This window comes from Falsiroseomonas sp. RANM36, from assembly GCF_056682175.1.
Genome location: NZ_JBWXTD010000004.1, coordinates 846,610 through 856,850, shown reverse-complemented (window position 1 = coordinate 856,850; position 10,241 = coordinate 846,610). Strand labels below are relative to the sequence as shown.

Below are 10,241 nucleotides of genomic sequence, written 5' to 3'. Positions count from 1 at the left end.
CCACCAGCGCGAAGGTCAGCGTGTCGCCGTCCACGTCCTCCGCCAGGCCCGCGACGGAGCCGTTCAGGCTGCCGTCCTCGGCGACCGTCCGCGTGTCGTCCGAGACGGTCGGCGCGTCGTTGACCGGGGTGACGTCGATCTCGACGGTGCCGACATTGCTGTCGGCGGTGCCGTCATTCGCCTTGAACTGGAAGCTGACGGTGCCGTTGAAGTCGGCCGGCGGGGCGTAGCTGTAGCTGCCGTCGGCGTTGAAGGTCAGGCCCGCGAGCCCGCCGCCGACCAGCGCGAAGGTCAGCGTGTCGCCATCCACATCGTCGGCCAGGCCGGCGACGGAGCTGTCGAGCACGCCGTCCTCGGCCACCGTCTGCGTGTCGCCCGAGACAGTCGGCGCGTCGTTGACCGGGGTGACGTCGATCTCGACAGTGCCGACATTGCTGTCGGCGGTGCCGTCATTGGCCTTGAACTGGAAGCTGACGGTGCCATTGAAGTCGGCCGGCGGGGCGTAGCTGTAGCTGCCGTCCTCGTTGAAGGTCAGGCCCGCGAGCCCGCCGCCCACCAGCGCGAAGGTCAGCGTGTCGCCGTCCACGTCGTCGGCCAGGTCCGCGACGGACCCGTTCAGGCTGCCGTCCTCGGCGGCCGTCCGCGTGTCGTCCGAGACGGTCGGCGCGTCGTTGGCGCCGATGACCGTCACCGTCACCGTTGCGGTGTCCGTACCGCCCTTTCCGTCGGAAACGGTGTAGGTGAAGGTCACATCCTCGGAATCGCCGTCACCGAGGCCGTTGAAGTCATCGCCCGCATCGAACACCACCTGCCCGCCCACCAGGCTCACGCTGCCCTTGGCGGGCTGCGTCACGGCAGTGATCGTCAGGCTGTCGTTGTCCGCATCGGTGTCGTTGCCGAGCAACGCCGAGAATGTTGTGGTTCCGTCCTCGGCCGCCGTCACACTGTCGTTTCCGGCCTCGGGCGGCGTGTTGCTGCTTTCCACCAACGGTGCCGTGCCGGTCGGCTTCACCGTTCCGAAGCGCGGGCCGCTGCTGGTGCCGACACTGCCGAGCACCGCGCCGAACTGCGCGTTGCTGAACAGGTCGAGCGTGAGCGCCGCCGTCGCATGCTGGAGGGTGAAGGTGACGCTGCGGATGTCGTCGGCACCCACCGCAGAAGCGGTGCCGAAGACGATGCCCATGTCGAAGGCGGGTGCCGCGCCCAGCATGTTCACGCCGCCGCCGAGGTTGCTCACCGCGTTGGCACCCTGCTGCACCGTCCCGAGGGGGCTGGTGCTGCCCGTCACGCTCAGGCCACCGAGCAGGCTTTCATCGGCCACATGGAAGAACAGCCCGCGCAGGTCGCCGACCACCGCCGACGGGGCGAGCGCCGCCGTGACCTGAAGCGTTCCCTCCGCCGTCTGCACGACCGTGATGCGGACGCCCGGGCCGCCCGCGAGGGAGAAGTTCATCGTCGGCAGCATGATGGCTTCCTCAGCGTTTCAATGCGACAACGCAATACAATAGGGCGCGCAAATTCCCCCGCGGAACCTCGTGGAGTTCAGCGCGCCAGGTGGTGACGGCGGGTGATGATCAGGCCGGCAAGGCCGAAGGCGAGCAGCCCGAAGCCGGCCGGCGCCGGGATCGTGACCTCCCGCACCGTGACGGTGAGCGAGGTGATCTCCGTCGCGGCAGCGTAATAGACCACGTTGCCCTCCGTGTCCTGCATGGAGAAGCCGAAGGACGCCTGCCCGGAGGCCGGGAAGGGCGGGAACACGAAGTTCTGCAGCAGGTTGGTGGTGGCCACGAAGTCGTCGGAGGCGCTCTGGACGCCCGCATTGGCGAGCAGCACCATGGACCCGCCGAAGATCTCGACCGCGCTCTGCGCGTTCACGGAGGCAGGCACGGACCCTGGCACGTCGAGCTTGGAGATGGCGTAGATCCCGAAATCCATCGGGGCGCCGGTGCCGGCGAAGGCGCTGGTGCTGGAGCCGAGGGTCACGGAGACCTGCAGCGTCTGGAACAGCGCAACGGCATTCGCCGGGTCCGGGAACAGCAGGGCCGGATCCACCTTGAAGCGCTGCTCGAGCGACATCGTGGCGCCGACGATCCCCGGGTCGTTGCTGTCGGTCACGGTCCCGGTCGCGACAACGGAGATGAAGGTCGCCGCACGCGCCGCGGGGGCGGACAGCACCCCGATGGCGATGAAGACCGCGACTGCCAACCCGAAGATACGACGCATGACCATCTCGGGTCCCCCACAACCGTTCAGCGAAAGTGCAGCGCCCATATGAGACCAGACGCTCGACCATCGTGTAAAGCAAAGGTTGTGCCGTTGGGCCAGGATGTTGATTCCACGAATTTTTCCGGCGATCGGCGCGGCTTGCCCGGGCGGGCTGTCAAATTTTCCGACAACATCGGGCGGAGACGGTCAGATTTTGCAATCCCTGGTTGCAATTTCGCCGCGAAGCGTAACGACCGGACCCTGGCGAGGCGGGTCGGAGACACGGCCGACCCCGGCCGCGCGTCGCCTCGCGGCATGCGTTGCGCGGCGCGACTCGCCGCTCCGCGGGCAGCGTCGCAGTCAGCCGGTCCCGGTGCTGCCGAACCCGCCCTCGCCGCGCCGGCTGTAAGGCAGGCTTGCCACCTCCCGCCAGGTGCCGCGCGTCACCGGGGCCACCACCGCCTGGGCGATGCGCATGCCGCGCTCCACGGTGAAGCTCTCGCGCCCGGCATTCATCACGATCACCTGCAACTCGCCCCGGTAATCCTCGTCCACCGTCCCGGGGGTGTTGGGCACGGTGATGCCATGCTTCAGCGCCAGGCCCGAGCGCGGCCGCACCTGCAGTTCGTAGCCGGCCGGCAGCGCGATGCAGAGCCCCGTCGGCACCAGCGCGCGGTCCCCGGGGGCGATGGTCAGCGGGGCGGCGACCGCGGCGATCAGGTCCATGCCCGCCGCGCCCTCCGTGGCGTAGGCCGGCAGCGGCAGGCCCTCGGCATGCGGCAGGCGGGTGACCAGGATCTCGACCATCAGGCAAGCGCCTCCGCGATGCGGGCCGCGAGGCGCCGTGCGACCTCGTCCTTCGGCAGGCGCGGCCAATCCTCCACGCCGCCGGCGGTGACCAGGTGCACGGCGTTCTCCGCGCCCCCCATCACGTCGCCCGAGACGTCGTTCGCCACGATCCAGTCGCAGCCCTTGCGCAGCCGCTTGGCCGTGGCGTGCTCCACCACCTTCTCGGTCTCGGCGGCGAAGCCGATGACCAGGCGCGGCCGCAGCGCGGGATGGGCCGCGATGGTCGCCAGGATGTCCGGGTTGAGGGCCAGGCGGATCTCGGGCGGCGGGGCGCCCGGCTGCTTCTTGATCTTCTGGCTGGGGGCGGCTTCGGGCCGGAAATCCGCGACCGCGGCGTTGAAGATCGCGGCGTCGGCGGGCAGGGCGGCCTCCACGGCGGCCAGCATCTCCCGCGCGCTCTCGATGCGGCGGAGCTCCACGCCGGCCGGGGCGGGCAGGGCGACCGGGCCGCTGACCAGCGTCACCCGCGCGCCGAGCGCGGCCAGCGCCGCGGCGATGGCGTAGCCCTGCCGGCCGGAGGAGCGGTTGGCGATGTAGCGCACCGGGTCGATGGGTTCATGGGTGGGCCCGGCCGTCACGATCACATGCCGGCCTGCCAGCGGACCGGCGCCGAAATGCCGCGCGATGGCATCGAGGATCGCGGAGGGTTCCGCGAGCCGCCCGAGCCCGCTTTCCGGCTCCGCCATCGGCCCTTCCTCGGGCCCCACGAAGCCGACGCCCCGCGCGGCCAGCGCCGCGGCATTCGCCGCCGTCGCCGGATGCGCCCACATGGCGGGGTTCATCGCCGGCGCCGCGAGGATCGGCGCGCGCGTGGCGAGCAGCACCGTGGTGGCGAGGTCGTCCGCGATGCCGCTTGCCATCCGCGCCAGCAGGTTGGCGCTGGCCGGCGCCAGCACCACCAGATCGGGCCAGCGGGCGAGGCGGATATGGCCGATCTCGGCCTCGGCCGCCCACAGGTCGTCATGCACCCGCGCCCCGGCGATGCCGGCCAGCGCTTCCTTCGTCACGAAGCGGGCGCCGCCGGCGGTCAGGATCGGCCAGACCTCGGCCCCCGCCTTGTGGGCGAGCCGGATCAGCTCGAGCGCCTTGTAGGCGGCGACGCTGCCCGAGACGACGAGGAGGATCTTGCGGCCTTGCAGGGTCATCGGCGCGCCCGCCCGCCGGTCACAGCCGCCAGCCGGTGTGGATCGCGACGATCCCGCCCGACAGGTTCCGATACGCCACCCGCTCCAGCCCCGCGCGCTCCATCATTCCCGCCAGCGTCGGCTGGTCGGGGAACTTCGCGATGCTCTCGGCCAGGTATTCGTAGCTGGCGCGGTCCTTGGCCACGCGCTCGCCGATTTCCGGCAGCACCCGGAAATTCCAGGTCTCGTAGAGCTTTTCGAGCGCCGCGACCTCGAGCTTCGAGAATTCCAGGCAGTGGAAGCGCCCGCCCGGGCGCAGCACGCGCCGGGCCTCCCGCAGCACCGCGTCCTTGTCGGTGCAGTTGCGCAGGCCGAAGGCGATCGAGACCTTCTCCACGCTGCGGTCGGGCAGCGGGATGCGCTCGGCGTCCACCACGGCGAAGCTGATGCGCTCGACGATGCCGCGATCCAGCGCGCGCCTGCGCCCGACCTCCAGCATCTCCGCGTTGATGTCGGTGAGGATCACCCGCTTCGCCCCCGCCGCAAGCGCGCCGAAGGCGATGTCGCCAGTGCCGCCCGCGAGATCGAGCAGCGTCTCCCGCGGGGAGGCCGCGATCGCATTGACGAAGATGCGCTTCCAGATCCGGTGGATGCCGAGCGACATCAGGTCGTTCATCAGGTCGTAGCGCGGCGCCACGCTGTCGAAGACCTGGCGCACCAGGGAGGCCTTCTGGCCGCGCGGCACCTCGCGGAAGCCGAAATCGGTGGTCTCGTTCATCGGCGGCAACTTGGCGGAAGCCGCGCGGGCGGGCAAGGAAGCGGGGAGGGGGATCGCATGCCCGAACTGCCGGAGGTCGAGACGGTGATGCGCGGCCTGGCGGCCGTGCTGGACGGGCGGCGCATCGCCCATGCCGCCACCACGCGGCCCGACATGCGCTGGCCCTTTCCGCCACGCCTCGCGGAGCGCCTGACCGGTGCGCGCGTCACCGGCCTCGGGCGGCGCGGGAAATACATCCTTGTCCGGCTCGACACCGCGGAAAGCCTGCTGATCCATCTCGGCATGTCGGGGCGGCTGGTCGCCCGGCCGAAGGACGGGCCGCGCGTGCCCTGGATGGGCCCGACCGGCCGCTTCTCCGATGCGCGCGGCCACAACTACGACCGCATGCATCCGCATGACGTCCCGCCCGAGGCGCATGAGCACCTGGTGATGGAAACCGAGGACGGCACGCGCATCGGCTTCGTGGATCCGCGCCGCTTCGGCTGCGCGGACCTGATGCCGACCGCGGCGGAGGGCGCGCACAAGCTGCTGCGCGACCTGGGCCCCGAGCCGCTGGAGGATGCCTTCACGCCCGCCGTGCTTTCGGCCGCGCTGGAGGGCCGGCACACGCCGATGAAGGCGGCGCTGCTCGACCAGAAGGTCGTCGCGGGTCTCGGCAACATCTATGTGGCGGAGGCGCTGTTCCGCGCCGGCATCTCACCCCGCCGGTCTGCGCATACGGTGCCGGGGGCGCGCGCCGCGCGGCTGGTTCCGGCGATCAAGGCGGTGCTGGTCGAGGCGATCGGCGCGGGCGGTTCCTCGCTGCGCGACTATGTCCGCGCGGATGGCGAGCTCGGCCGCTTCCAGGACCGCTTCGCCGTCTATGACCGGGAGGGCCAGCCATGCCCGGCCTGCCCGGGGCCGGAGGGCGGCTGCGCGGGCGTGCAGCGGATCGTGCAGTCCGGGCGATCAACATTCTTGTGCAACCGCACCCAGCGTTGAGCCCAGCGTCGCGCCGGAGCGTTGAGCCTGGGCGCGAAGCGCGCTACCCGTCGCGGCCCAAGCTGCAGGATGAGGACGCGCCATGGCCCATGAGATGATCCTGGTCGAGACGCGCGGGCGCGTCGGCCTCATCACGCTGAACCGCCCGAAGGCGCTGAACGCGCTCTGCGACCAGCTGATGGAGGAGCTCGGCCAGGCGCTGCGCGCCTTCGACGCCGACCCGGCGATCGGCTGCATCGTGGTGACCGGCAGCGAGAAGGCCTTCGCCGCCGGCGCCGACATCAAGGAGATGAAGGACCGCACCTATCCGGCGGTGTATTTCGACGACTTCATCGGCAAGCGCTGGGAGACGGTGCTGACCATCCAGACGCCGGTGATCGCGGCGGTGGCGGGCTTCGCGCTCGGCGGCGGCTGCGAGCTGGCGATGATGTGCGACATGATCGTCGCCGCCGATAACGCGAAATTCGGCCAGCCGGAAATCAACCTGGGGATCATACCCGGCGCCGGCGGGACGCAGCGCCTGACGCGCGCGGTCGGCAAGTCCAAGGCGATGGACATGATCCTGACCGGGCGGATGATGGACGCGGCGGAGGCGGAGCGCTCCAACCTGGTCTGCCGCGTGGTGCCGCTGGGGGAGCTGGTCGCCGAGGCGGTGAAGATGGGCGAGAAGATCGCGAGCCTCTCCGCCCCGTCGGTCGCGATGGCCAAGGAGGCGGTGAACGCCGCCTACGAGACGACGCTGAAGGAAGGCGTGCGCTTCGAGCGACGGCTGTTCCTGAGCCTCTTCTCCACGGAGGACCAGAAGGAAGGCATGGCCGCCTTCGCGGAGAAGCGGCCCGCGCAGTTCCGGCATCGGTGACGCCCGCGGCCGTACGTTGACTCGTGCGACGGGCGCGGATTAGAACCCGCCCCTTCGTCGGCGGGAGCGGTCCCGCCGGTTTCCCATCATTCCTTCCTGTGGTCAGATACGCGGCACATGGCCAACACCGACTCCGCGCGCAAGCGCATCCGGCAGATCGAGAAGCGCACTGCGCGCAACCGCGCGCGCAAGTCGCGGGTCCGCACCTTCCTGCGCAAGGTCGAGCAGGCGATCGCAACCGGCAACCAGGGCGCCGCGCAGGACGCGTTCCGCGCCGCCCAGCCGGAGCTGCATCGCGCGGCGACCAAGGGCGTGCTGCACGACAACACGGTGGCGCGGAAACTCTCCAGGCTTTCCGCGCGTATCAAGGCCCTCTCGGCTCCAGGCCAGGCCTGAAGCTGCGGCGACCGGGGCGCGTTCGCGCTCCGGTCCCGTTGCGGGTTCGCGCCGCGTCGCGCTAGTTTGCGGCGTGGCGTTGCAGCCGGCCGGCTCGCATCGTTACTGTCCCAAAGCCGTGATTGTATTCGCGCAAGCGCAGCCTTTCGGCGCGTTCTACTTTTGCGTGCTCATCGTTTCTGTGGATCGGTGAAAGTTATCATTTGCGGGCGCGGCGCGTGACGCGGTAGCTTACTTGGGGAGCGGTGCAGTCGGGTGGGTGCATCGTTCTCTCGTGGCGGGTGATCCCGCCGCGGCGGCTCAGCGGGGGCCGGCCGCGCATGTGGTCGGTAAGGGTGGCAGGTGCGTCTCATGGAGAAAGCGGTCGGCCCGTCCTCTCCTCCGGCCTCGGCGCAGGTCGCCGAGATCTGGGCGCGGATCCGGGGTCGCCTGCGCGAGGAATTCGGCGACGTCGAGTATCGCACCTGGCTGCGCCAGATGACCTTGGCTTCGCTGCAAGGCGAGGAGGTGGTGGTGCTGCTGCCCACGCGCTTCCTGCGCGACTGGGTGCGCGGCCATTACGGCGACCGGCTGCACGCCCTGTGGCGGGCCGAATGCCCAAGCGTCCGCCGCGTCGACTTCCGGGTGATGCCGCAGGGCGCGCGCCATGACGAGGCCACGGCGGAGGCGGAGGCGGCGGAGGTGGCGGCGCGCCGGCTGCCGAACGGCCATGCCGGCGGACTTGCCGGCGCCCTCGGGTCGCGTGCGCCCGAGCCGCGCGCCGAACTGCGGGCCGATGGCCGCGCCGACTGGTCGGCGCCGCTCGATCCGCGCTTCACCTTCGACACCTTCGTGGTGGGCAAGCCCAACGAATTCGCCCATGCCTGCGCCCGCCGCGTCTCCGAACGGCCGGCGAGCCCCGGCTTCAACCCGCTGTTCCTCTATGGCGGCGTCGGCCTGGGCAAGACGCACCTCATGCACGCCATCGCCTGGGCGATCCGCGAGCGCGGCGCGCAGGACGGGCGGGCAAGCCTGACCGTCGCCTACATGAGCGCCGAGAAGTTCATGTACCGCTTCATCGCCGCGCTGCGCAGCCAGTCCACCATGGAATTCAAGGAATCGCTGCGCAGCGTGGACGTGCTGCTGATCGACGACCTGCAGTTCCTGATCGGCAAGGACAACACGCAGGAGGAATTCTTCCACACCTTCAACGCGCTGGTGGATGCCGGCAAGCAGATCATCGTCTCCTCCGACAAGCCGCCGGCCGACCTCGCCGGCATCGAGGACCGGCTGCGCACCCGGCTCGGCCAGGGCATGGTCGCCGACCTGCACGCCACCACCTACGAACTGCGCATCTCCATCCTGCAGGCCAAGGTGCAGCAGGCCGGCGTGCCGGTGCCCGACAAGGTGCTGGAGTTCCTCGCACACAAGATCACCTCCAACGTGCGGGAGCTGGAAGGCGCGCTGAACCGCCTGATCGCCCATGCCAACCTGTTCGGCCGCCCGGTGACGATGGAAGGCGCGCAGGAGGTGCTGCACGACGTGCTGCGCGCCCATGACCGGCGCGTCACGATCGAGGAGATCCAGAAGCGCGTGGCGGAGCACTACAACATCCGCCTCTCCGACATGTCCTCGCCCCGCCGCGCCCGCAACGTGGCGCGGCCCCGCCAGGTGGCGATGTACCTGGCGAAGCAGCTCACCACCCGCAGCCTGCCGGAGATCGGCCGGCGCTTCGGCGGGCGCGACCACACGACGGTGATGCACGCTGTCGCCCGCGTGGCGGAGCTCATGCAGCAGGACAGCGCCTTCGCCGAGGATGTCGAGCTGCTGCGGCGCATGCTGGAGACCTGACGGAGGCGCCGGGCAACCCGGCGGTTCCCCCGGCGGATCGTTATGCCGTATAAGGTTCCGGTGTCGGGCAGGCGGCCGCGCAGCAGACGGCAGCGCCGACAGGGAGGAACCGGAGCATGACATCCGCCATCGGCCGCCGTGCGGCCTTCGCGCTCGGCGCTGCCACGCTGGCCCGGCCGGGCCTCGTCCAGGCGCAGACCGTGCGCCGGAATGCGCGCCTCGTCATCGGCTTCCCCCCTGGCGGGTCCTCCGACGTGGTCGCCCGCCTCTACGCCGAGAAGCTGCGCGGCACCTATGCGCCGAGCATCGTGGTCGACGGCCGGCCCGGCGCGGCCGGGCGCATCGCGGTCGAGCATGTGCGCGACGCGGAGAAGGACGGCACCGTCTTCCTGCAGACCCCGGCCTCCATGCTGACGGTGCAGCCGCATGTGTTCCCGCGCGAGGTCCGCTACGACGCGCTGACCGACCTGATCCCGGTCAGCACCGTCTGCACCTTCCCCTTCGCGCTCAGCGTCCCGATGAACCACCCGGCGAAGACGCTGGCGGAGTGGGCCGCCTGGTCGCGCGCCCAGCCCGCCGAGACGCCCTGGGCCTCGCCGGCGGCGGGCTCGGTGCCGCATTTCGTTGGCATCATGCTCGGCCGCCGCCTGGGGCTCCGGCTGGAACACGTGCCCTATCGCGGCGGCGCTCCGGCGGTGCAGGACGTGATCGGCGGCAGGCTGCCGCTGTTCATCGGCGTGCTGAGCGAGGTGCTGCCGCAGCATGGCAGCGGGCTGCGCATCATCGCGGTGACCTCGCCCGCCCGCTTCGCCAAGCTGCCGGACGTGCCGACGCTGGCCGAGCTCGGCTATCCCGAGCAGACCGCCGAGGAATGGTTCGGCGCGCTGCTGCCGGCCGGCACGCCGGCGCCGGTGGTGCAGGGCCTGCACGCCGCGATCCGCAGCGCGGCCGCGCAGCCGGACATGGTGGAGGCGCTCGGTCGTCTCGAATTCCTGCCGACCACTTCGGACAGCCCGCAGGCCTTCGCCGACCGGATCCGGCGCGAGCGCGACCTGTGGGGCGTCGTCGTCCGCGAAAGCGGATTCCGCCCCGAAGGCTGAGGCCGGCTTGCAAGCCGGCGCGCCCACCGGATGCATGTCCCAGGCCGCGACGAGCGGCCAGCCGCCGTGGCGCCATTCCCGCGCCTGGACCATGTAGAGGCCCTCGTCGGTGTCCACGC

10 protein-coding genes are annotated in these 10,241 nt (G+C 70.8%); 5 read left to right on the top strand and 5 right to left on the bottom strand.

Annotation, left to right across the window (positions count from 1 at the left end; translation table 11 throughout):
- The 5 genes from AC1MIR_RS17925 to AC1MIR_RS17905 all read right to left on the bottom strand — a co-directional run.
- Positions 1 to 1,465 (bottom strand): Ig-like domain-containing protein (locus AC1MIR_RS17925; protein WP_480029542.1); only part of this gene is annotated, 1,465 nt, incomplete at its 3' end.
- Between the two features lie 77 nt (positions 1,466 to 1,542).
- Positions 1,543 to 2,223, bottom strand: a complete 681-nt coding sequence (locus AC1MIR_RS17920; RefSeq protein WP_480029541.1) for a hypothetical protein — start codon at positions 2,221 to 2,223, stop codon at positions 1,543 to 1,545.
- 342 nt (positions 2,224 to 2,565) lie between these two features.
- Positions 2,566 to 3,012 carry a dUTP diphosphatase gene (gene dut / locus AC1MIR_RS17915; protein WP_480029540.1) on the bottom strand — a complete coding sequence of 149 codons (447 nt, stop codon included), beginning with the start codon at positions 3,010 to 3,012 and terminating at the stop codon, positions 2,566 to 2,568.
- The gene (gene coaBC, locus AC1MIR_RS17910; RefSeq protein WP_480029539.1) at positions 3,012 to 4,199 is read right to left on the bottom strand and encodes a bifunctional phosphopantothenoylcysteine decarboxylase/phosphopantothenate--cysteine ligase CoaBC; all 1,188 of its coding nucleotides are present in this window, start codon (positions 4,197 to 4,199) and stop codon (positions 3,012 to 3,014) included. The genes dut and coaBC overlap by 1 nt, the downstream gene beginning before the upstream one ends.
- A gap of 19 nt (positions 4,200 to 4,218) precedes the next feature.
- The gene (locus AC1MIR_RS17905; protein WP_480029538.1) at positions 4,219 to 4,956 is read right to left on the bottom strand and encodes a class I SAM-dependent methyltransferase; all 738 of its coding nucleotides are present in this window, start codon (positions 4,954 to 4,956) and stop codon (positions 4,219 to 4,221) included.
- Positions 4,957 to 5,013: 57 nt separating this feature from the next.
- Here AC1MIR_RS17905 and mutM point away from each other — a divergent pair, with 57 nt between their 5' ends.
- The 5 genes from mutM to AC1MIR_RS17880 all read left to right on the top strand — a co-directional run bounded on the left by mutM (position 5,014) and on the right by AC1MIR_RS17880 (position 10,122).
- The gene (gene mutM / locus AC1MIR_RS17900; protein WP_480029537.1) at positions 5,014 to 5,937 is read left to right on the top strand and encodes a bifunctional DNA-formamidopyrimidine glycosylase/DNA-(apurinic or apyrimidinic site) lyase; all 924 of its coding nucleotides are present in this window, start codon (positions 5,014 to 5,016) and stop codon (positions 5,935 to 5,937) included.
- Positions 5,938 to 6,019: 82 nt separating this feature from the next.
- The gene (locus AC1MIR_RS17895) at positions 6,020 to 6,796 is read left to right on the top strand and encodes an enoyl-CoA hydratase (protein ID WP_480029536.1); all 777 of its coding nucleotides are present in this window, start codon (positions 6,020 to 6,022) and stop codon (positions 6,794 to 6,796) included.
- Positions 6,797 to 6,913: 117 nt separating this feature from the next.
- Positions 6,914 to 7,192, top strand: a complete 279-nt coding sequence (gene rpsT, locus AC1MIR_RS17890; protein ID WP_480029535.1) for a 30S ribosomal protein S20 — start codon at positions 6,914 to 6,916, stop codon at positions 7,190 to 7,192.
- Between the two features lie 351 nt (positions 7,193 to 7,543).
- Entirely contained in the window at positions 7,544 to 9,022 is a 1,479-nt protein-coding gene (gene dnaA / locus AC1MIR_RS17885) for a chromosomal replication initiator protein DnaA (RefSeq protein ID WP_480029534.1), read from the top strand.
- Between the two features lie 116 nt (positions 9,023 to 9,138).
- Positions 9,139 to 10,122: a Bug family tripartite tricarboxylate transporter substrate binding protein gene (locus tag AC1MIR_RS17880; RefSeq protein WP_480029533.1), complete on the top strand. Its 984-nt coding sequence runs from the start codon at positions 9,139 to 9,141 to the stop codon at positions 10,120 to 10,122.
- Positions 10,123 to 10,241 lie beyond the last annotated feature (119 nt).